Source organism: Sinorhizobium sp. (genome assembly GCF_059070375.1).
In genome coordinates, this window is record NZ_JCACWC010000003.1 from 546,537 (window position 1) to 567,784 (window position 21,248).

A 21,248-nucleotide genomic window follows, 5' to 3' on the forward strand; every position below is an offset into this window, starting at 1 on the left:
GCTGTGCCAGCACGGCCCCCCAGTCGCGAGGCGTGATGATGGACGGCCGTCCGCTTAAAAGATCAGCGGCGTCCGCGGGGGTGATCGATAATGCCGGGGCGTGGCTATCTTTCCTGCCGCCACGCTCACGGCTTTCAGCACGGTCGGACGCCCGAAAAGAGATTTCCCTTTTTTGCACATCCTGCGATCACCGCGGTCGGCGAGGCATACAGCAACGGTTACAAGACGCTTAGGTCAGCAGTCTGGGTATTGTTAGAGCTTTCGATAGAGCCCATACGTCAGCCTATCAACCGGGCGACCCAGGAGCCGCCCAAAAACACTCTGATCTCTGAAGAAATGGTGCCGCTTACGTGACTCGAACACGTGACCCCATCATTACGAATGATGTGCTCTACCGACTGAGCTAAAGCGGCCCTTGGGGCGGTTCCGCGAACGTCGCGGAACGAATGTGAGGCGCTGATAAACGCAAAGCGGCGAGATTTCAAGCCATCAGTTTCGAGAACTTGAAAATTCCTGGGCCGGCGGCCCTTCGGAATTGGAAGCGAAGCCGAGACGTGCGCGTGCGGCGTCGTATTCCTGTTCCAGCCGGTCGATAAGGCGGGCGACGGTGCCGACTTCGCGCACGGCGCCTATCCCCTGGCCGCAGCCCCAGATGTCCTTCCATGCCTTCGCGCCTTCCGTTGCCGTGCCGAAGTCCATCTTGGAGGGATCGGCTTCCGGCAGATTGGCCGGGTCCATCCCGGCGGCAAGGATCGACGGTTTCAGGTAATTGCCGTGTATGCCGGTGAAGTAATTGGAATAAACGATGTCGGCGGCGTTGCTGTCGACGATCATCTGCTTGTAGGCATCGCTCGCGCGGGCCTCTTCCGTGGCGATGAAGGGCGAGCCGATATAGGCCATGTCGGCCCCCATCGCTTGCGCAGCGAGCACTGCGCCGCCGGTGGCGATCGCGCCCGAGAGCAGAAGCGGCCCGTCGAACCAGGCGCGGATTTCCTGGACGAGCGCGAAGGGCGAGAGCGTTCCCGCGTGGCCGCCAGCGCCTGCCGCGACTGCGATCAGCCCGTCTGCGCCCTTGCGGATCGCGGAATTCGCATGGCGGTTGTTGATGACGTCGTGGAGAACGACACCGCCATAGGAATGGATGGCGGCATTCACCTCCGGTACGGCCCCTAGCGAGGAGATGACGATCGGAACCTTGTACTTGACGCAAAGCATCAGATCCTGTTCGAGCCGGACGTTCGATTTGTGTACGATCTGGTTCACCGCGAAGGGTGCCGCCGGGCGCTCGGGGTGTCTGGCATCGTGGTCGGCCAGTGTCTCGGTGATCTCCGCCAGCCATTCGTCGAGCTGCGATTGCGGGCGGGCGTTGAGCGCCGGAAATGCGCCGATAATGCCGGCCTTGCATTGTGCGATCGTCAGCCGGGGATGCGAGACGATGAAAAGCGGCGCCCCTACGACCGGCAGCCTCGTTTTCCCTGACAGGATTGGCGGCAACGACATCGAAAAAATCTCCATCCCAACTTTGACGTTCTCGTAAACGTCAAAACTGATAGCAGCAACGGACGCGCTTGCCTACTGCATCGTTCCTGAAGTCCACCGGTGCGCAAGGACATGCAGCAACCGCGAAGGCAATAGCGACCTTTGCGCCTCCGATAAGACGCTGCGACACCGCAAAGCGGTGCGCGCTCCGGCAATTCGGCCACGCTCGCCCATGTTTTACCTGGGGAACACCGGACGAAGTCGCGGCTGCACTTGCGAATTCGCAATGCAGCGGTTACCCAATCCTTAATAAAACCAACGGCGTGTGACGGGAAGAGACGGGGCTCGTCGCGAGAAAGGCACATCCGGCAGCGTATTGCGGCAACCGGAAGACTTCGCGCAGAAGGATTTGACGTGAGCGGACTTGAGACAGCGATCAGGAATGCGCTGGAAAGAGCGGATCGAAGCAATGCGGAGATCCGGGCGCGCATCTATCAGTCGGCGCGTCAGGCGCTGGAAAATGGTCTGCAGAAGCAGCAGATCGAAGATCCGGAGGTCATCTCCGTGCAACGTCACCGGCTCGAAGCGGTCATCCGCGCGATCGAGATGGAAGAGCGCGCTGCCCTTAAGGAGCGCGCTCAGACTCCGGTGGTGAGCCTTGGCGAGGTGAAGGCGAGGGGCGAGAGGGTAGAGCGCGCTCCCGAAGCGCCAGTACCCGCCGCGCCACGGAGCGAGCCGGCATTAAAGCCGGAGGGAAGCCCGCCTGCACAGGCGGATGGCGGGCTTGGCGCTTTGCGTCCCGAACGCGACGGCTCGCCCGCTGCTTTCAGAGCGGCGGCGGACGAGGGAAGAATAGAACCCGCGCGCAAGCCTGCTCCCGATCCGGGCGTCGCCGACCAGCGACCGCGCAAGCGCAGGCGCAGCCGGTTCTTCTCCTATGCGATGATCGCTGCCACGCTTGCAGCGGCGGCCGGTGTCGCCGTCTGGTGGGTTCAGACGAACGACCTGCTCCGGCCGCCGACGGACACCGGCGTCGCCAATCCGCCCGCGACCGTGGATGCGGAGGATTTCGACGGAGCGGCCGGCCTGCAGACCCTCGGCGCCCAGGAGGGCTTCTCCGGCGATTGGATAGAGGTCTTTGCTCCCGGAGAAACTGCGGCGGTCACGCCGGGGCCGCGCGCCAGCGCGGAACCGTCCGGCGGTGATGCAGGCGAGAGCCTGCGGTTGATTTCGGCAGCGGCCTCCAAGGAGGGCGATGTGGCGATCGAAATTCCCGCGGATGTCCTTGCCCAGCTGTCGGGCAAGTCGTCGACACTCGCCCTGACGGTCCAGGCGGCTCCGGGCAAGGCAACCGAATTCTCGGTTGAATGCGATTTCTCGACGCTCGGCGACTGCGGCCGGCACCGCTTCACCGTACACGACGAGCGGGTCGACATGCTGTTGAAGATCAATTTCGAGCGCGGCTCGGCACCCAGCAGCCCTGGAAAACTAGTGATCAACAGCGATCTCAGCGGCGGCGGCAACAGCCTCGATCTCTTTGCGATCCGGGTGCAGCCGGGCGGCTGATCGTCAGCGCGTCGGAATCACCTGAGAAAACCGGAGCCGGAGCCGAGGATCTTCTCGTCGACATCGCCGATCGCCGTCTCGTCCTTGCCGTCATAGTCGAGCTTCGTCAGCATGTGGCGGATCACGTTGATGCGGGAGCGGCGCTTGTCGTTCCCGCGGATGACGGTCCATGGCCCGTGCTCCGTGTGCGTTTGCTTCAGCATACGGTCGCGTTTTCCGGTGTAGTCGTCCCACTTGTTCAGCGCCGCGATGTCCATCGGCGAAAGCTTCCAGATCTTCAATGGGTCGTGGCGCCGGTCATGGAAGCGCTTCAGTTGCATCTCCCGGCCGATATTGATCCAGAACTTGAAGAGATGGATGCCCTCGTTCGCGATCATCTCCTCGAAACGCGGCGTCTCTTCGAGGAATTGCTCGTACTGGTCGGCGGTGCAAAAGCCCATCACCGGTTCGACACCGGCGCGGTTGTACCAGGAGCGGTCGAATAGGACGAACTCGCCGGCGGTCGGGAAGGTTGCGACATAGCGCTGGAAATACCACTGACCCCGTTCGGTCTCCGTCGGTTTCGTCAGTGCGACGACGCGCGCGGAGCGGGGATTCATATTGGCCGTCGTCGCGTGGATCGCACCACCCTTGCCGGCGGCGTCGCGGCCCTCGAAGACCGCCATTACGCGCTTGCCGGTCGCCTGCATCCAGAACTGGACCTTGACCAGTTCGATCTGCAGCTTCGTCAGCGTTTCTTCGTACTCCTCCCGATCGAGCTTTTTCTTGTAGGGATAATCGTCGGAGCCGAAGGCTTCCTCGTCGATCCATTTCGGCAGGTCCGGATCGTCGATGTCGAAGATGCGGCTTCTGCCGTCAATCTCCAGTTCGACCGCCCGGTTCCCCGGCCTTGCTTCGGCCGGTGCTTCGTGGCGTGCCATCTGTTTCCTCCCGCTCGCTCGATTTCTCCGGAGGAGGCCATAATTACATTGCGGATTCAAGCATGTCGTGAAAATCATGTCATGAAGCAGCGCTATCTCTGCGCCCTTATGGCCGGATTCGGAAGGAGGCTTTGAGGCGGTTACCCTCACTTCTGCGGCATCCGGGCCGCTGGCTGGATCAGCAGCAGTCGTCGAGGTGCAGGAGGCAGCGAATTGAGGAACGAGGGTATCGTGTTGGATGGCGCGAAGGTGTTCTGGCGCACCCTGCTGCCGAGGTTGAAGGCGGAACGCGGGCTTCTCGGCCTGTCCGTCGTGCTCGCCTTCCTTGCCGCACTGGCGGGCATCCATCCGCTGGCCGTTCTGCCTTTCTGGATCGTGCTCGTCGCGGCCATCCTCAACCGGGGGGCACCGCCCGTCCAGGCAGCGCCGGCAAGCGTCGGCGCTGCCGTGGAAACCAAGGCCGACCCGCTAGCTCCCCTGCTCGACGCACTCGACATGCCGGTGCTCGTCGTGGCGGCCGACGAGACCGTCGTCTTCCAGAACGTTGCCGCAGAGAAGGCTTTCGGAACCATCCCCCAGGACAGCTATCTTTCCGCCCGCGTCCGTTCGCCCGGCATTCTCGACATGGTGCGCGAGACGATCGCGACAGGCAAAGTCAACCAGATCGAGCATGCGGAACGGCTACCTTCGGAGGCGGTCTACGTGGTTCGCGTCGCGCCCGCGGACATAGGTTCCGAAGGTTCCGGCCGGCGCATCTTCCTGCTGACGTATCGCGATATCTCGCAGGCCCGCCGTATCGACCGGATGCGCTCCGACTTCGTCGCCAATGCCAGCCATGAGCTGCGCACGCCGCTCGCATCGCTGCGCGGCTTCATCGAGACGCTGCAAGGCCCCGCCCGTGACGACCGGAAGGCCCAGGAGAAATTCTTCGGCATCATGCACGAGCAGGTCACGCGCATGAGCCGGCTCGTGGACGACCTCCTGTCGCTTTCGCGGCTCGAGTTGAAGTCGCACATCGCGCCGGACGATGCCGTCGATCTCGGGCCGCTGCTCGGACACGTGCGCGATAGCCTGGCGCCGCTTGCGGGCGAACTCGACGTGATGATCGCGCTGGAGGTTCCGCAGACGCCGGTTTTCGTCCAGGGGGATCGGGACGAACTGGTGGAGGTCTTCGAAAACCTTATAGAGAACGCCTGCAAATACGGGCAGGAAGGCAAGCAGGTCGATGTCCGGCTGACCGGCGGGAACGGTCATCAGGCGGAGGTGACGGTTACCGACCACGGCCCGGGAATACCTGCCGAGCATGTCCCGCGCATCACCGAGCGCTTCTACCGGGTCAATGTCGAGGCGAGCCGGTCGAAGAAAGGCACCGGCCTGGGCCTCGCCATCGTCAAGCATATCCTCACGCGTCACCGCGCCCGCCTGCTCATCCATTCGGAGGTGGGGAAGGGCACGGTCTTCAAGGTTCGCTTCTGACACACCACGCCGCGCTGAAATATCCCTACGCGAAAATTATGAAGTATTTTCAGCATGTTAGCCTGTCATAAATGTTTCACCGAATTGACATAAAAGCTGTAGCCATCGGCGGCTAACTAGGGGCGGCCGATGAAACGGCGAAGAGAGCGCTGAACCCTGGCGCACCAACACAAGCCCATTCCGGGAGAACATTCATGAAATCTCTTAAACTCACTGTAGCGGCGCTGGTTGCATCCGCCGCCTTCGCGGGCGTTGCTGCGGCTCGCGACCAGATCCAGGTCGCCGGCTCCTCGACCGTTCTTCCCTATGCCAAGATCGTTGCCGAGAATTTCGGCGAGACCTTCCCCGACTTCAAGACCCCGGTGGTCGAGTCCGGCGGCTCTTCTGCCGGCCTCAAGGAATTCTGCAAGGGCGTGGGTGAAGACACGATCGATATCGCCAACTCTTCCCGCAAGATCAAGGACAGCGAAGTCGAGGCCTGCAAGGCTGCCGGCGTGACCGAAATCCAGGAAGTGAAGATCGGCTATGACGGTATCGTCTTCGCCACCGACGCCGGCAATGCCGACCTCGCCCTGAAGCCGGAGCACATCTACAAGGCGCTCGCTGCCGAAGTCGTCGTCGACGGCAAGCTCGTCGCCAATCCCTACAAGAAGTGGTCGGAAGTCGACGCATCGCTGCCGGACGCCGAAATCGCCGCCTATATTCCGGGCGAAAAGCACGGCACGCGCGAAGTCTTTGAAGAGAAGATCCTTGCCGCCGGCTGCAAGGACACCGGCGCTCAGGACGTCATCAAGGCCGCCGTCAGCGACGAGAAGCAGCAGCACAGCAAGTGCATCGCGGTGCGCAAGGACGGCATGGCCGTCGATATCGACGGCGACTACACCGAGACGTTGGCCCGTATCGACTCCAACAAGAACGGCATCGGCGTCTTCGGTCTCTCGTTCTACGAAAACAACGCCGACAAGCTGAAGGTCGCGACCGTCAACGGCGTCGTTCCCTCGACCGAGACGATCGCTTCCGGCGAGTATCCGGTTTCCCGCCCGCTGTTCTTCTATGTCAAGAAGGCTCACATCGGCGTGATCCCGGGCCTCAAGGAATATGTCGAATTCTTCGTCGACGATCAGATGATCGGCCCCGACAGCCCGCTTGCCGAATACGGCCTCGTTGCCGCTCCGGACGCCGAGCGCGAGGAAATCCGCACGTCCTTCGAGGCAGGCAACCTGCTCTGATCATGACAGGCTCCGGCGCTTCGCAGCGCCGGAGCCGCATTCTTCCGAATTTGTCGGGGCTTACGACAAGCCTGTCGCGGAGACGTGCCGATGAGTACTTCGCTCCTTCTCCTGATCATCGCTTTGATCGGTTTCATTGCGTTTCTTGCCGGCCGTGCGCGCTCGTTCGCCCGGTCCGGAGGCAAGCTCGCCAGCCTGCATTCGCTGCCCGGATATCACGGCAGCTACGTCGCTATCTGGGCGATGCTGCCGGCTCTTCTTCTGCTTGCGGTATGGCTCGTCGCAGCTCCGATCTATGTCGATTACTCCGTTCGCTCTTCTCTTCCGGAACCGGTCCAGAACCAGGGGGCAGCCACCGTTCAGCTCGCGCTCGGTCAGGTCAAGTCCGTGGCCGCGGGCTTCGAACGCCTGAATGCGGGCGAGATCGCTGCAATCGAGAACGGTTCGACCAACATGCGGGAAGCCCTGGCCGCCAAGGGCGTGGCGCTTGCCGGCGAGGGCGAGCCTTACATGATCCAGTCCGCCCAGCAGTTCAATGCGATGCGGCAATATAGCCGCTGGCTGATGAGCGCCGTCGTGCTGCTCGTTTCCGTTGCCGGCGGGCTCTACGCGATCCGCAATATCGACGTCCGTTTCCGTGCCCGCAATCGGGTGGAGCGCGTCATGCTCGGCTCGCTCATCTTCGCCTCTTCCATAGCCATTCTGACGACGGTCGGCATCGTCGCCTCGATGCTCTCGGAGGCGGGCCGCTTCTTCACCATGGTATCGCCCTTCGAGTTCTTCTTCGGCACGGTCTGGGATCCGCGCTTCGCTGCGGCCGGAAGCGGCGGCGCCTCCGGCCAGTTCGGCCTGCTGCCGCTCCTTGCCGGCACCCTGTATATCGCCTTCGTGGCGATGCTTTTCGCGGTGCCGATCGGGCTTTTCGCCGCCATCTACATGGCCGAGTATGCGAGCCCGCGGCTGCGTTCCACAGCCAAGCCTCTTCTGGAGGTGCTCGCCGGCATCCCGACGATCGTCTACGGCTTCTTCGCGCTGGTCACCGTCGGGCCTTTCCTGCGCGACATCTCCGCGCAACTGAACGGTCTCGTCACCGGCAACTACCAGAACTTCATTCAGGCCCAGAGCGTCATCACCGCCGGCATCGTCATGGGCATCATGCTCATCCCGTTCGTTTCGTCGTTGTCCGACGATATCATCACCCAGGTGCCGCGGGCGCTGCGTGACGGTTCTCTCGGCCTCGGTGCGACGCGCTCGGAAACGGTGAAGAAGGTGATCCTGCCTGCAGCACTTCCCGGCATCGTCGGGGCGTTGCTTTTGACGGCCTCGCGCGCGGTGGGCGAGACGATGATCGTCGTGCTCGCTGCCGGCGTCGCGGCGCGCATGCAATTGAACCCCCTCGAGCCGATGACCACGGTGACGGTCAAGATCGTGAATCAGCTGACGGGCGACCTCGAGTTCACCTCGCCGCAGACGCTGGTCGCCTTTGCGCTCGGCATCACGCTCTTCGTCATCACGCTCGGCCTCAACATCTACGCGCTCTACATCGTGCGCAAATATCGGGAACAGTACGAATGACCGAATTTGCCTCCCCGACGGTAAGGGTCTCCACCCGACCTGCCGCAAGCCGACGCGATATCGCCATCAAGCGCCGCTATGCCGCGGAGCGCCGCTTCCGTGCCTTCGGAATCAGCGCCATCGCCATCGGTCTGTTCTTCCTCGCGGTTCTCCTCTGGAGCGTCGTTTCGAAGGGCTATACCGCCTTCCAGCAGACGACGATCACGTTGCCGATCGAGTTTTCCGAGAAGGTGATCGATCCGAAGAACGAACGGGCGACCGATCCGAAGCGGCTCTATACCGCCAACTATCCGCTGCTCGTGCGGGAGGCTCTGGTCAAGCAGCTCGGCCTCGATCCGTCGAAGCGGCCGCTGGTGAAGCAGGCGACCGATATGGTCTCCGCCAGCGCCCGGACGCAACTGCGTGACATCGTCGTCGCCGATCCGTCGGTGATCGGCAGGACGGTGCCAGTCACGCTGCTTGCCGAGGCGAACATCGACTCCGCCTTCAAGGGCCAGATCGACCTGTCGGTCGACGAAGCCAAACGCAAGGTGAAGGATGAGCAGGTCGCATGGATGAACCAGCTTGCCGAGGCCGGCGTGCTCAAGAAGAGCTTCAACACCGGCATCTTCACCTTCGGCGCATCGAGCCGGCCTGAAGCGGCGGGTGTCGGCGTCGCCCTTCTCGGCTCGCTCTACATGATGCTTATCGTGCTCGTGCTGTCGCTGCCGATCGGCGTCGCCGCCTCCATCTATCTCGAGGAGTTCGCGCCAAAAAACCGGCTGACGGACCTGATCGAGGTGAACATCAACAACCTGGCGGCCGTACCTTCCATCGTCTACGGCCTCCTCGGGCTTGCCGTCTTCATCAACTTCGCGGGCATGCCGCGCTCGGCGGCACTCGTCGGCGCCTTCGTGCTGACGCTGATGACGCTACCGACGATCATCATCGCGACCCGGGCGGCCCTGAAGGCAGTGCCGCCGTCGATCCGCTCCGCAGCACTCGGCCTCGGCGCATCGAAGATGCAGACCATCTTCCATCACGTGCTGCCGCTTGCCATGCCCGGCATCCTGACCGGCACGATCATCGGCCTCGCCCATGCGCTGGGCGAAACGGCGCCGCTGCTTCTGATCGGCATGGTCGCCTTCGTGGTCGACTTTCCGGGGTCGCCGCTGGAGCCATCCACGGCGCTGCCGGTGCAGATCTACATGTGGGCGAACGAGGCAGAACGTGCCTTCGTCGAGCGTACGTCCGGAGCGATCATCATTCTCCTGATCTTTCTCATCTTCATGAATCTCGGCGCAATTCTCTTGCGGCGTCGCTTTGAGCGTCGCTGGTAGTGGGGTAAGGACTATGAATATCATGTCGGAAGCTGCAGTCGAAAAGGCTCTTGAGCAGAAAATGAATACGGTGCCTTACAAGATGATCGGCAACGATGTGTCGGTCTATTACGGCGAAAAGCGTGCGCTCTTCGACGTCAACCTCAATATCCGCGAGAACACGGTCACGGCGCTGATCGGTCCGTCCGGTTGCGGAAAATCGACGTTTCTGCGCACTTTGAACCGCATGAACGACACGATCGAGAACTGCCGCGTAACGGGCAAGATCACGCTCGACGAGGACGATATCTACGATCCGTCGATCGACGTGGTGGAATTGCGTGCCCGCGTGGGCATGGTGTTCCAGAAACCCAATCCGTTCCCGAAGTCGATCTACGACAATGTCTCCTACGGCCCGCGCATCCATGGCCTGGCACGCACCAAGACCGAGCTCGACGAGGTCGTGGAAACGAGCCTTCAGAAGGCCGGGCTCTGGAACGAGGTGAAGGATCGGCTTCAGGAGCCGGGCACCGGGCTTTCCGGCGGCCAGCAGCAGCGCCTCTGCATCGCCCGCGCCGTTGCCGTCAGCCCGGAAGTCATTCTGATGGACGAGCCCTGCTCGGCGCTCGATCCCATCGCCACCGCGAAAGTCGAGGAACTCATCCACGAATTGCGGGCGAATTTCACGATCGTGATCGTCACCCACTCGATGCAGCAGGCGGCGCGCGTGTCGCAGCGCACGGCCATGTTCCATCTCGGCAATCTCGTCGAGGAGAACGATACCGACAAAATGTTTACCAACCCGGACGATCAGCGCACCCAGGACTACATCATGGGCCGCTTCGGCTGATGGCCGGAGAGGGGCGGAGTTTTTCCGTCCCTCCCGGTAAAACCGAACGAGGCCCATTCAGAACAGCGCGTCCCCCGAGGAAACGAATATGTCTCACGCACACATCATGTCCGCCTTCGACGAAGAGTTGAAGTATCTCACGCGCCGCATCTCCGAGATGGGCGGTCTCGCCGAGCAGATGGTCGCGGACTCCGTCCGTGCGCTCGTCAATTCCGATCTCGCCCTGGCCCAGAAGGTGATCTCCGACGACACCATTCTGGACGACGCGGAACGGCAGATCGGCGAAAAGGCGATCGTCACCATTGCCAAACGCCAGCCCATGGCCTCGGATCTTCGGGAGATCATGGGTTCGATCCGCATCGCCGCGGACCTGGAGCGCGTGGGCGACCTCGGCAAGAACACCGCAAAGCGGGTGATTGCCGTTGCCGGTTCAGGCATACCGCGCAAGCTTGCGCGCGGCCTCGAACACCTGGCCGAGCTCGCGCTCGTTCAGTTGAAGGAAGTCCTGGACGTCTACGCGTCCCGTTCGCCGGAAAAGGCGAACAGCATACGCGAACGCGATGAAGAGATCGATGCGATCTACACGTCTCTGTTCCGGGAACTGCTGACCTATATGATGGAAGATCCGCGCAACATCACGCCGTGCACGCATCTTCTTTTCTGCGCCAAGAACATCGAGCGTATCGGCGATCACGCGACCAATATCGCCGAAACGATCTACTATATGGCGACAGGCGCCCAGCCGCAGGGCGAACGGCCGAAGGACGACATGACGTCGACATTGGGTTCCGTGACGGACTGAGATCGCCCGGCATCCGGTGCCTATGCAGAATTGTTCCGGCCGCCTCGGCGCGGCCTACCACCGTGCGCGGCGGCATGACGGCTGTCGTGCGTAGGAAGGAGTCCTACTGAATGTTGCCGAAGATTGCCGTAGTCGAAGACGAGGAAGCCCTGAGCGTTCTCCTGCGCTACAATCTCGAGGCGGAAGGCTTCGAGGTCGATACGATCCTTCGCGGCGACGAGGCGGAGATCCGCCTGCAGGAGCGCCTGCCCGACCTTCTCATCCTCGATTGGATGTTGCCCGGGGTTTCCGGTATCGAGCTCTGCCGCAGGCTGCGCCAGCGGCCGGAAACGGAGCGCCTGCCGATCATCATGCTGACCGCGCGCGGCGAGGAAAGCGAGCGCGTGCGGGGCCTTGCCACCGGCGCCGACGATTACGTCGTCAAGCCCTTCTCGACGCCGGAACTGATGGCGAGGGTCAAGGCGATGCTCAGGCGCGCCAAGCCCGAGGTTCTGTCGACGCTCCTGCGCTGCGGCGATATCGAGCTCGACCGGGAGACGCACCGCGTCCACCGCCGCAGTCGCGAAGTGCGCCTCGGCCCGACGGAGTTCCGGTTGCTGGAATTTCTAATGTCCTCGCCGGGGCGCGTCTTCTCCCGTTCACAGCTTCTGGACGGTGTCTGGGGACACGACATCTATGTCGACGAACGGACCGTGGACGTTCATGTCGGGCGGCTGCGCAAGGCACTGAACTTTTCCAACATGCCGGACGTCATCCGGACGGTGCGCGGCGCTGGCTATTCGCTGGAGAGCTGAGGCCGAAGGTCGCTGCCGCCGTGCCGGCTTGCGGCACGGCAAAAGAAAAAGGGGCCTTTCCGGCCCCGATTTTCGTCATGCATCCAGAGCGGGATGAGCAAGGCGCCTCAGCGCATGCGCCGGCGCTCGGCAGAGGGCTGGTAGGCCAGCCGGGCATGGAAGGTGCAATAGGGAGAGGCTTCCGGGGAGTCGTTGCCGCAGAAGTGGAACTCTTCCTTGAGCGGGTCGCCGATCGGCCACTTGCAGGTGCGTTCGGTAAGCTCCGTGAGCTCCAGCCGCCGCGACATCGGCAGGACGATGTTCCTGTCGATCTGCAGCTCCTGGTCCATTTCCAGGTCGACTGCGAGCTCTTCCTTGAGCGCGGTCGCACCGGCCGTGCGGGTCACGGTGCGGGTTACGGAACGCGCAGCATAGTTCGGTGCGCGCGGGGCAGACGTCGCCCGTTTGGGCCGGGCTGCAGCGGTCGTGCTTCCGCCGGCCTTGGCGCGCCCGGGCAGGCTCAGTCGATGAACCTTTCCGATGACCGCGTTGCGGCTGACGCCGCCCAACTGCGCCGCGATCTGGCTGGCGCTCAGGCCCTCCGACCACAGCTTCTTCAGTTTCTCGACCCGCTCGTCAGTCCAGTTCATCTCTGCACTCCCCGTTCTCGGCGTTGGGATGGCGGAATCCGTCACCGCTCTCCGGGAAAAACCCGAAGATTCAACGCGATAATACTTTTGGTGACTAGGTCCGCCGCATGCGTCTAGTAATTGAATGTTAACCTACCGGCAGGGTGACTCCGTGGCAAGAGTCGCCGGAATCGCGCCGAATCGATTTCGCGGTTTTCCCCAACTTGCTGTCGGAGCGTTGCATTTTTGCAAGTCCCAGAGTGCGATTTTTTCGCGCTTCGGAATCGGCATCCGCAAAACGCCTGCAAACCTTGGTTTTGTTGACATTGCGGTGCGAAATGGGAATAGTGCCTGTCGCCGCCGCAAGGCGGCATTTTTGATTTTTATCGGGCCGAATGGTCCGTGCCGCCGCCGGAATGAAGGAGAGCTCGACATGGCCGCAACCACGCCGCTTTACGACACCTATCTGCGCGCGCCGTTGCGTTTCGAGCGAGGTGAAGGCGTTTGGCTGATCGCCGAAGACGGCACGCGCTATCTCGATTTCGCTGCCGGTGTCGCCGTGAACTCGCTCGGCCATGCCCATCCTCATCTCGTCGAGGCGCTGAAGGCGCAGGCCGACAAGGTCTGGCATCTGTCCAATCTCTACGAGATTTCGGGGCAGGAAAGCCTTGCCCGGAGGCTGACCCAGGTGACCTTCGCCGATCGGGTGTTCTTCACCAATTCCGGTGCGGAAGCGCTCGAATGTGCGATCAAGACGGCGCGGCGCTATCACTTCGCCAAGGGGCATGTCGAGAAGTTCCACGTCATCACCTTCGAAGGTGCTTTCCACGGCCGCACGCTCGCAACGATCGCCGCCGGCGGACAGCAGAAATACATCGAGGGCTTCGGGCCGAAGGCGCCGGGCTTCTATCAGGTCCCCTTCGGCGATATCGCAGCGGTCAAGAACGCGATCAATGAAGAAACCGCGGCGATCCTCGTCGAGCCGATCCAGGGCGAGGGCGGCATTCGGTCGGCATCGAAGGAATTCATGCAGGGGCTGCGCGAACTTTGCGACGAGTTCGGCCTGCTTCTGATCCTCGACGAGGTCCAGTCCGGTGTCGGCCGGACCGGCAAGCTCTTCGCCCATGAATGGGCTGGCATCAAACCGGATATCATGGCCGTAGCCAAGGGCATCGGCGGCGGCTTCCCTCTCGGCGCGTGCCTTGCGACGGAAGCGGCGGCCGCCGGCATGGTGGCGGGCACGCACGGGTCGACCTATGGCGGCAACCCGCTCGCAATGGCGGTCGGAAATGCCGTGCTCGACGTCGTTCTCGCCGAAGGCTTCCTCGACCAGGTGCGCGAGGTTGCTCTCGTCTTCCGTCAGGGGCTCGCTTCGCTGAAGGATCGTTTTCCGGACGTGATCGAGGAAATCCGCGGCGACGGGCTGATGCTCGGCATCAAGGCCAAGGTGCCCTCCGCGGACCTTTTGAAGGCGATCCGCGCCGAGAAGCTGCTCGTCGTCCCGGCCGGCGAAAACGTGCTGCGCCTCTTGCCGCCGCTGATCACCACCGCGGCCGAGGCGCGCGAAGGACTGGCACGGCTCGAACGCGCCGCGGAGGCGGTGAGTGGCAAGAGCGGCAACGCCGCGGCTTGAATGCCCCGACGTTTCGGATCGATCCGGCCCGGGCGGGGCCGACAAACGGATTCTACGACAGGAAACAAGGCAGTATGACCAGACACTTCCTCGATCTCTCGGCCATGACGGCCACCGACCTCAGGACCATCATCGACGATGCCCGCGTCCGCAAGTCGGCGACCAAGGCAGGGACTGCCGAGAAGCCGCTTGCCGGCAAGATGCTCGCGATGATCTTCGAGAAGCCGTCCACCCGCACGCGTGTTTCCTTCGATGTCGGCATGCGCCAGCTCGGCGGCGAGACGCTGTTTCTGTCGGGTACGGAAATGCAGCTCGGCCGGGCGGAGACGATCGGCGATACGGCGAAGGTCCTGTCGCGCTATGTCGACGCGATCATGATCCGCACGACCGATCACCGCCGGCTTCTGGAAATGGCGGAGCATGCGACCGTGCCGGTCATCAACGGGCTCACCGACGATACGCACCCGTGCCAGATCATGGCCGATATCATGACTTTCGAGGAGCACCGGGGACCGGTCAAGGGCAAGACGATCGCCTGGACCGGCGACGGCAACAACGTGCTTCACTCCCTGATCGAGGGCTCGGCGCGCTTCGGCTACCGCATGAACATGGCCGTGCCGCTCGGCTCCGAACCGCATGACAAGTTCCTGAACTGGGCGCGCAACAACGGGGCCGAGATCCTGCTCAGCCACGAGGCGGAGCAGGCGGTTGCCGGCGCACACTGCGTCGTCACCGACACCTGGATCTCGATGAACCAGGAACATCGCGCCCGCGGTCACAACGTCTTCCAGCCCTACCAGGTCAACGGCGCACTGATGAAGCATGCAGCGCCGGACGCGCTGTTCATGCATTGCTTGCCGGCGCACCGCGGCGAGGAAGTGACCGATGAGGTCATCGACGGCCCGCAGTCGGTGGTCTTCGACGAAGCCGAGAACCGGCTGCACGCGCAGAAATCGATCCTCGCCTGGTGCATGGGCGCGGTGTGACGGCTGAAGGCGGGCGCGAGGCGTTCTCTTGAAATCTGGACGGTGCAACACGATTTAGAGCGGTGAGCGGGGCCTTCCGATCGTCAAATCGGCCAGTCGCCCCACGCCGGCTATCCTGCGCTTGGCGCCCTGCGGGGTGCTTTAAGGCAGAGCAAATGCCGACGGAGAAATTCGTCCATGACGGGATCAAATGGAATGGCGGGCGGTTGTACCGGTGCGCGCCGGTGCACTCGATGCAAGCCGTGTCGGAAATCAAGAGGAACGAGCGGTTTCCATCCGCATCCCGCATGCAGTTTTTGGAATGGGTCATGGCCACATCCCGGATTGAATCGATCCGCGTGACCATGGTCGAGGCAAGGAGCAAGCGATGACAGAAACAGCGCCGGGACTTGGCGAGTTCGATTTTGCCGGTGACGATCACGTCGTGCCCTTTCAGGTCGAGGGACTCGACGTGCGCGGCCGCGCCGTCCAGCTTGGTCCGATGCTCGATGCCATTCTCGAGCGCCACGGTTACCCGCTTCCTGTCGCGCGGCTTGTCGCCGAAACAGTGGTGCTGACGGTCCTGCTCGGCACGTCTCTGAAATTCGAAGGCAAGCTGATCGTTCAGACACAGGGCGATGGACCGGTCGATCTCGTGGTTGCGGATTTCTCGACGCCGGACCGCGTCCGCGCCTATGCGCGCTATGATGAGGAGGCGCTCGCCGACGCCGAAAAGAGCGGGCGCGTCCAGCCTCATGAATTGCTGGGCAACGGCGTCCTCGCCTTCACGATCGACCAGGGTGCGCATACGCAGCGCTATCAGGGTATCGTGGCCCTTGACGGGGCAACGCTCGAGGACATCGCCGGCGCCTATTTCCGCCAGTCGGAGCAGATACCGACCAGGGTGCGCCTCGCCGTTGCCGAGCTTCTCGACAAGGACGAGAACGGCAAGCCGCGGCACCGCTGGCGCGCCGGCGGCATGGTCGCGCAGTTCCTGCCCGACGCGCCGGACAGGATGCGCCAGGCGGATCTGCCGGGCGGCGACGGTGACGAAGGCCACGAGGATTTCTTCGACGAGGACGACCTCTGGGCGGAAGCCAAGGTGATGGTCGAGACGATCGACACCGATGAACTCACCGATCCGACGGTCGGTACCGAGCGATTGCTGTACCGTCTGTTCCATGAGCGCGGCGTGCGCGTCTTTGAGCCGCAGGCGGTCTACGATCGCTGCAGCTGCTCGCGCGAGAAGATCAAGGACGTTCTGGTGGGGCTCGGCAACGAGGATATCGAAGCCAGCGTCGAGGACGGCCTGATCAAGGTGACCTGCGAGTTCTGCTCGACGACCTACCGCTTCGAGGCGAGCGAAGTCCGCCCGCAATAGGGCAGCCGCGCTGAATTGCGCGCTGGATCAATTAAGCGTGCGGACGAGGCCCGGTGAATCGAGCGAGAAGGCGGGAATGGCGACATCGAAAGTCTCCCCGCCTTCCGCCTCCATGCTGTAATGGCCGAACATCACGCCCGAGGGCGTATCCAGCGGGCAGCCGGAGGAGTACTCGTAGGTATCGCCGGGGTTGAGCAGCGGCTGCTCGCCGATCACGCCGGGGCCGCTCACCTCGTCCACCTGACCGTTCTCGTCGGTAATGTGCCAGTAGCGGGTCATCAGCCGGACCGCGCGCCCGGAATGGTTCGCTATGATGATGCGATAGCCCCAGACATAGCGGCTGTCGTCGGGGTCCGACTGTTCTTCCAGGTAGTACGGCTCGACCGTCACTTCGATGTCGCGTGTCAGCGCGCGGTACATGTGCAACACCCTGTTTCAAATCCGTACGCGTATTCTACAGCAATATGGTTTCGTCAAGAATAACGGCGAGATTGTGCGAGTGGTATCAAATTTCCCAGGAGGCAACGGCCATGCTTGACGGCGCGCTTCGCAGGCGGCTCGATCCGGTTCTGGACAGGTTCGGCGCCACACTGGCCGGCCGCGGGGTCAGTGCCGATGCCGTCACCATCCTCGGCCTTTGCCTTGGCCTTGCGGCAGCCCTGCTCATCGGTCTCGGCGCTTACCTGCCCGCCGCCGCTCTGATCCTTGTGAGCCGGCTCTGCGACGGCCTCGACGGAGCCGTCGCCCGCGCGAGCCGGAAAACGGATTTCGGCGGCTTTCTCGACATCGTTCTCGATTTCACCTTTTACGGGGCCGTCCCACTCGGTTTCATCATCGCAGATCCGGCCGCGAACGGTCTTGCCGGCGGATTTCTGCTCTTCGCCTTCTATGTCAACGGCGCGAGCTTCCTCGCCTATGCCGTGATGGCCGAGAAGCGCGGCCTGACGACCGAGGTGCGCGGTGCGAAGTCGCTCTACTTCACGACGGGGCTCGCAGAGGCGACGGAGACGATCGTCTTTTTTCTGCTGTCGTGCCTGTTGCCCGGGTGGTTCCCCTTGTTCGCAACGGTCTTCGCGCTCGTCTGCCTCTATACGGCGCTGTCGCGGATCGTTCTCGCAAGACTGACATTTCGGCAAGACTGACGACAAAGCCCGCTGACGCGGGCTTCGTCATGGTGTCGGTCAGGCGTTTACGCCCTTCAGCGCCCTTGCGAAATCCTCGATGAGGTCTTCGCTGTCCTCGATCCCGGCCGAGAAGCGCACCGTTCCGGCGGAAATGCCGAGTTCGGCGCGGGCTTCGTCGGTGAGGTTCTTGTGGGTGGTCGTCGCCGGATGGGTGATCAGGCTCTTGGAATCGCCGAGATTGTTGGAGATCCGGATGATTTCAAGTGCGTTCTGCAGGGCGAAAGCTGCTTCCTTGCCACCCTTGAGCTCGAAGGCGACCAGCGTCGAGCCGCCGCTCATCTGCTTCGCAATGATGTCGGCCTGCGGGTGATCCTTGCGGCCCGGATAGATGACGCGGGCGACCTGCGGCTGCTCCGCGAGGAAATCGGCGATGCGGCGGGCGCTTTCGGTCTGCTGCTTGACGCGGAGCGGCAGAGTCTCGATCCCCTTCAGCAGCGTCCAGGCGTTGAAGGGCGACATGGCCGGGCCGGTGTGACGGAAATAGTCGTGCAGGTTCTCGTCGATCCACTGCTTGTCGGAGAGCACCACGCCGCCGAGGCAGCGCCCCTGGCCGTCGATGTGTTTTGTCGCGGAATAGACGACGACATGGGCGCCAAGCTCCAGCGGTTTCTGGAACAGCGGCGTCGCGAAGACGTTGTCGACCACCACCTTGGCGCCGACCTGAACGGCGAGCTTGGCGACGCCGGCGATGTCGATCACTTCGAGCGTCGGGTTGGTAGGGCTTTCGAGGAAGAAGACCTTGGTGTTCGGACGCACCGCGTCTTCCCAGTTCTTGAGATCGCGACCGTCGACCAGGGTGCACTCGACGCCGTATTTCGGCGCCAGCGTTTCCACGACCCAGCGGCAGGAGCCGAAGAGCGCCCGGGCCGCGACGATGTGGTCGCCCGCCTTCACCTGGCACAGGATTGCCGCGGAAACCGCCGCCATGCCGGAGGCGGTGGCGCGCGCGTCTTCCGCCCCTTCGAGCATGCACATGCGCTTCTCGAACATCTCGTTGGTCGGACTGCCGTAGCGCGCATAGATGAAACCGTCGGTCTCGCCCTTGAACCGGGCCTCCGCCGCTTCGGAGCTGTCGTAGACGAAGCCTTGCGTCAGAAAGATCGCTTCGGAGGTTTCGCCGTACTGGGAGCGGAGCGTTCCGCCGTGGACGAGTTGGGTTGCCGGGCGCCAATTCTTGCTCATGAGAACGTCACTTTCAAAAACAAAAAAACCGGCCGCGAAACGACCGGTTTGACACCCGGCCTTTTTAGCTACTTGTTTAACGTGGCTGCAAGCCGACCGGCCAAATCACCACGGGATAAAGCTCCAATACTGCCTGGCCGCGCTTGCGTCAATTCCCGGAGTTTGGTTTTGTCTGGCAACTGTAAATGAGGATCGGGATGGGGCGCGACACAGGGATTTTGGCCGACCGCGCAATTGCAGCGCTGTATGCCTCGGGACGACTGAAGAGCGAGAAGGCGCTGGATGATGACCAGATCCAGCCGGCCAGCCTCGATCTTCGCCTTGGATCCAAGGCGTTCCGCGTCCGGGCGAGCTTCATGCCCGGCCCTTCGCATCTGGTCGCCGACAAGCTCGATCGGCTCAAGCTGCATGTCGTCGATCTGAGCGAAGGCGCCGTGCTTGAGACCGGCTGCGTCTACATCGTGCCGCTGATGGAAAGCCTGTCGCTGCCGCCAGACATGTCGGCCTCCGCCAATCCGAAGAGCTCGACCGGCCGGCTGGATATTTTCACACGCGTGATTACCGATAGGGCGCAGGAGTTCGACAAGATCCCGGCGGGCTACAGCGGACCGCTCTATCTCGAAATCAGCCCGCGAACCTTTCCGATCGTCGTCAGGCGCGGTTCGCGGCTTTCGCAGATACGCTTCCGCATAGGCCACTCGGTTCTTTCCGAGCAGGAACTGCTGGCCCTGCACGAAAGCGACGTGCTCGTCGCCAGTGACCGGCCCAACGTTTCCGGCGGCGGCATTGCCCTTTCCATCGATCTCAAGGGCACCGGGCCGGACGGCCTTATCGGCTACCGCGGCAAGCATCACACATCGGTGGTCGATGTCGACAAGAAAGCCCAGCATGCCGTTTTCGACTTCTGGGAGCCGCTCTACAGCCGCGGCCGCGACGATCTCGTGCTCGATCCGGACGAGTTCTATATCCTCGTGTCGCGCGAAGCCGTCCATGTGCCGCCGCGCTATGCCGCCGAAATGACACCCTTCGACCCGCTCGTGGGCGAGTTCCGCGTCCATTATGCCGGCTTTTTCGATCCCGGCTTCGGCCATGCGTCGGCCGGCGGCAGCGGCAGCCGGGCGGTGCTCGAGGTGCGCAGTCACGAGGTACCGTTCATTCTGGAGCACGGGCAGATCGTCGGCCGTCTCGTCTACGAGCACATGCTGGAACGTCCGGAGGGACTTTACGGCCTCGATCTCGGCTCCAATTATCAGGCGCAGGGGCTCAAGCTCTCCAAGCATTTTCGCGCCGAGTGAGCATTGTGCTTGACAGATCGCGGCTGTTGAGGAAATTTCCGGTTCTGTCGCGGGTGTAGTTCAGTGGTAGAACGCCAGCTTCCCAAGCTTGATGTCGTCGGTTCGATCCCGATCACCCGCTCCAATTCCTCCTTTCATAGAGGCGCCATAGCGCTGCGGATTCTCTGGATATTGGTACTGTCGGCCGTTTTCGCCCCGGGTTTGGCTTTGGCACAGCCGAAGGAACTGCCCCGGCTGTTCGATGCCCGCGAACGGATTGCCAAGCCGGACCTCAGCGGCCTTGCCAGGCTTCGTTTCCTGACCACCGTCGACTTCCCGCCCTTCAACTTCATCGACCAGTCGGGCAAGCTGTCGGGCTTCCATGTCGACCTCGCCCGCGAGATATGCCGTGAGCTGGAGATCGAAGCCAAGTGCCAGATCCAGGCAGTGACCTATCCGGAGCTCATGCCGGCCCTCGAACAGGGGCAAGGGGAAGCGATTGCCGCCGGCATTGCCGTGACTTCGGAGCTGAGGCAGCGTTTCGCCTTTTCCCGCGCCTTCATGCAACTGCCCGCCCGCTTCGTCGTCAACACCAAGGCCGCCGGCGCAATCACCGGTCCTGCCGATCTCGCCGGGAAGCCCGTCGGCGTCGTCTCCGACACCACGCATGAGGCAATGCTGAAGGCGTTTTTCCCGAAGCTTGAAGCCAAGAGCTTTCCGGACCGGGACGCGCTGCTCTCCGCGCTTCGCGGGGGAACCGTCGCGGCCGCGTTCTCCGACGGCATGCAATTGTCCTTCTGGGTCTCCGGCAACCTCGCCGGCGGATGCTGCGCCATGCTGGAGGGCTCCTATTTTTCCCAACGCTTCCTGGGCGAGGGACTGACGATCATGAACCGCAAGGCCGAGCCGGCGCTGACCCAGGCGATCGACCACGCTTTGCTGGCACTCTCACGCAGCGGCAGGCTTGAGGAGATCTATCTTCGCTATTTCCCGAACGGGATTTATTGAGGCGGCTCCACTCGCGGCTATGCC

20 protein-coding genes, 2 tRNA genes and 1 riboswitch are annotated in these 21,248 nt (G+C 62.7%); of the genes, 16 read left to right on the plus strand and 6 right to left on the minus strand.

Going from position 1 to position 21,248, the window contains the following annotated elements:
* Nucleotides 1-337: 337 nt before the first annotated feature.
* Together AC5J09_RS14630 and AC5J09_RS14635 are read right to left on the minus strand one after the other, a co-directional pair.
* Nucleotides 338-413: transfer RNA gene (locus AC5J09_RS14630), tRNA-Thr, on the minus strand.
* Nucleotides 414-489: 76 nt separating this feature from the next.
* Nucleotides 490-1,500, minus strand: a complete 1,011-nt coding sequence (locus AC5J09_RS14635) for an NAD(P)H-dependent flavin oxidoreductase (RefSeq protein WP_324762840.1) — start codon at nt 1,498-1,500, stop codon at nt 490-492.
* Between the two features lie 393 nt (nt 1,501-1,893).
* Here AC5J09_RS14635 and AC5J09_RS14640 point away from each other — a divergent pair, with 393 nt between their 5' ends.
* Nucleotides 1,894-3,045, plus strand: a complete 1,152-nt coding sequence (locus AC5J09_RS14640) for a biotin transporter BioY (protein WP_100669689.1) — start codon at nt 1,894-1,896, stop codon at nt 3,043-3,045.
* Between the two features lie 17 nt (nt 3,046-3,062).
* Here AC5J09_RS14640 and ppk2 read toward each other — a convergent pair whose 3' ends face one another.
* Nucleotides 3,063-3,965, minus strand: a complete 903-nt coding sequence (gene ppk2, locus AC5J09_RS14645) for a polyphosphate kinase 2 (RefSeq protein WP_494297889.1) — start codon at nt 3,963-3,965, stop codon at nt 3,063-3,065.
* Between the two features lie 213 nt (nt 3,966-4,178).
* On the opposite strand from ppk2, the gene phoR reads away from it, so the two are divergent.
* The 7 genes from phoR (at nt 4,179) to phoB (ending at nt 11,989) form a co-directional block, all read left to right on the plus strand.
* On the plus strand, nt 4,179-5,441 hold the full coding sequence (gene phoR, locus AC5J09_RS14650) for a phosphate regulon sensor histidine kinase PhoR (RefSeq protein ID WP_494297890.1): 1,263 nt from the start codon (nt 4,179-4,181) through the stop codon (nt 5,439-5,441).
* Between the two features lie 194 nt (nt 5,442-5,635).
* A complete protein-coding gene (locus AC5J09_RS14655; RefSeq protein ID WP_100669686.1) occupies nt 5,636-6,670 on the plus strand; it encodes a substrate-binding domain-containing protein in 1,035 nt (344 codons plus the stop codon).
* Nucleotides 6,671-6,760: 90 nt separating this feature from the next.
* Complete coding sequence (gene pstC / locus AC5J09_RS14660) at nt 6,761-8,245, plus strand: phosphate ABC transporter permease subunit PstC (protein WP_411923401.1); 1,485 nt, start codon at nt 6,761-6,763, stop codon at nt 8,243-8,245.
* On the plus strand, nt 8,242-9,564 hold the full coding sequence (pstA, locus tag AC5J09_RS14665) for a phosphate ABC transporter permease PstA (protein WP_494297891.1): 1,323 nt from the start codon (nt 8,242-8,244) through the stop codon (nt 9,562-9,564). The genes pstC and pstA overlap by 4 nt, the downstream gene beginning before the upstream one ends.
* Before the next feature lie 13 nt (nt 9,565-9,577).
* Nucleotides 9,578-10,393 carry a phosphate ABC transporter ATP-binding protein PstB gene (gene pstB / locus AC5J09_RS14670; protein ID WP_100669683.1) on the plus strand — a complete coding sequence of 272 codons (816 nt, stop codon included), beginning with the start codon at nt 9,578-9,580 and terminating at the stop codon, nt 10,391-10,393.
* Nucleotides 10,394-10,481: 88 nt separating this feature from the next.
* Nucleotides 10,482-11,195, plus strand: a complete 714-nt coding sequence (phoU, locus tag AC5J09_RS14675; protein ID WP_003530180.1) for a phosphate signaling complex protein PhoU — start codon at nt 10,482-10,484, stop codon at nt 11,193-11,195.
* A 110-nt stretch (nt 11,196-11,305) separates the two neighbouring features.
* A complete protein-coding gene (gene phoB / locus AC5J09_RS14680) occupies nt 11,306-11,989 on the plus strand; it encodes a phosphate regulon transcriptional regulator PhoB (RefSeq protein ID WP_003530178.1) in 684 nt (227 codons plus the stop codon).
* 107 nt (nt 11,990-12,096) lie between these two features.
* Here the strand turns inward: phoB and AC5J09_RS14685 are convergent, their stop codons facing one another.
* Nucleotides 12,097-12,618 (minus strand): GcrA family cell cycle regulator, encoded by a 522-nt coding sequence (locus AC5J09_RS14685; protein ID WP_018094105.1) that lies wholly within the window; start codon nt 12,616-12,618, stop codon nt 12,097-12,099.
* A 412-nt stretch (nt 12,619-13,030) separates the two neighbouring features.
* Between AC5J09_RS14685 and AC5J09_RS14690 the strand changes: the two genes are divergently transcribed.
* The 4 genes from AC5J09_RS14690 to AC5J09_RS14705 all read left to right on the plus strand — a co-directional run bounded on the left by AC5J09_RS14690 (nt 13,031) and on the right by AC5J09_RS14705 (nt 16,576).
* On the plus strand, nt 13,031-14,230 hold the full coding sequence (locus AC5J09_RS14690) for an aspartate aminotransferase family protein (RefSeq protein ID WP_324762844.1): 1,200 nt from the start codon (nt 13,031-13,033) through the stop codon (nt 14,228-14,230).
* Between the two features lie 74 nt (nt 14,231-14,304).
* Complete coding sequence (gene argF / locus AC5J09_RS14695) at nt 14,305-15,216, plus strand: ornithine carbamoyltransferase (protein WP_018094107.1); 912 nt, start codon at nt 14,305-14,307, stop codon at nt 15,214-15,216.
* Between the two features lie 155 nt (nt 15,217-15,371).
* A complete protein-coding gene (locus AC5J09_RS14700) occupies nt 15,372-15,587 on the plus strand; it encodes a hypothetical protein (protein ID WP_494297892.1) in 216 nt (71 codons plus the stop codon).
* Nucleotides 15,584-16,576, plus strand: coding sequence for an Hsp33 family molecular chaperone (locus AC5J09_RS14705; RefSeq protein WP_494297893.1), 993 nt, complete (start codon nt 15,584-15,586; stop codon nt 16,574-16,576). Before AC5J09_RS14700 ends, AC5J09_RS14705 begins: the two co-directional genes overlap by 4 nt.
* Nucleotides 16,577-16,603: 27 nt before the next feature.
* On the opposite strand, the gene apaG is transcribed toward AC5J09_RS14705, so the two are convergent.
* Nucleotides 16,604-16,996: a Co2+/Mg2+ efflux facilitator ApaG/CorD gene (gene apaG, locus AC5J09_RS14710; RefSeq protein WP_018094110.1), complete on the minus strand. Its 393-nt coding sequence runs from the start codon at nt 16,994-16,996 to the stop codon at nt 16,604-16,606.
* Between the two features lie 110 nt (nt 16,997-17,106).
* Here apaG and AC5J09_RS14715 point away from each other — a divergent pair, with 110 nt between their 5' ends.
* Nucleotides 17,107-17,718, plus strand: coding sequence for a CDP-alcohol phosphatidyltransferase family protein (locus AC5J09_RS14715; RefSeq protein ID WP_494297894.1), 612 nt, complete (start codon nt 17,107-17,109; stop codon nt 17,716-17,718).
* A 39-nt stretch (nt 17,719-17,757) separates the two neighbouring features.
* Here the strand turns inward: AC5J09_RS14715 and AC5J09_RS14720 are convergent, their stop codons facing one another.
* Entirely contained in the window at nt 17,758-18,942 is a 1,185-nt protein-coding gene (locus tag AC5J09_RS14720; protein ID WP_494297895.1) for an O-succinylhomoserine sulfhydrylase, read from the minus strand.
* A 43-nt stretch (nt 18,943-18,985) separates the two neighbouring features.
* Nucleotides 18,986-19,064, minus strand: a riboswitch (SAM riboswitch).
* 75 nt (nt 19,065-19,139) lie between these two features.
* On the opposite strand from AC5J09_RS14720, the gene AC5J09_RS14725 reads away from it, so the two are divergent.
* The 3 genes from AC5J09_RS14725 to AC5J09_RS14735 all read left to right on the plus strand — a co-directional run bounded on the left by AC5J09_RS14725 (nt 19,140) and on the right by AC5J09_RS14735 (nt 21,224).
* Nucleotides 19,140-20,237, plus strand: coding sequence for a 2'-deoxycytidine 5'-triphosphate deaminase (locus AC5J09_RS14725; RefSeq protein ID WP_100669675.1), 1,098 nt, complete (start codon nt 19,140-19,142; stop codon nt 20,235-20,237).
* A gap of 49 nt (nt 20,238-20,286) precedes the next feature.
* A tRNA-Gly gene (locus AC5J09_RS14730) sits at nt 20,287-20,361 on the plus strand.
* A gap of 77 nt (nt 20,362-20,438) precedes the next feature.
* Nucleotides 20,439-21,224 (plus strand): transporter substrate-binding domain-containing protein, encoded by a 786-nt coding sequence (locus AC5J09_RS14735; RefSeq protein ID WP_234819185.1) that lies wholly within the window; start codon nt 20,439-20,441, stop codon nt 21,222-21,224.
* Nucleotides 21,225-21,248: the final 24 nt, after the last annotated feature.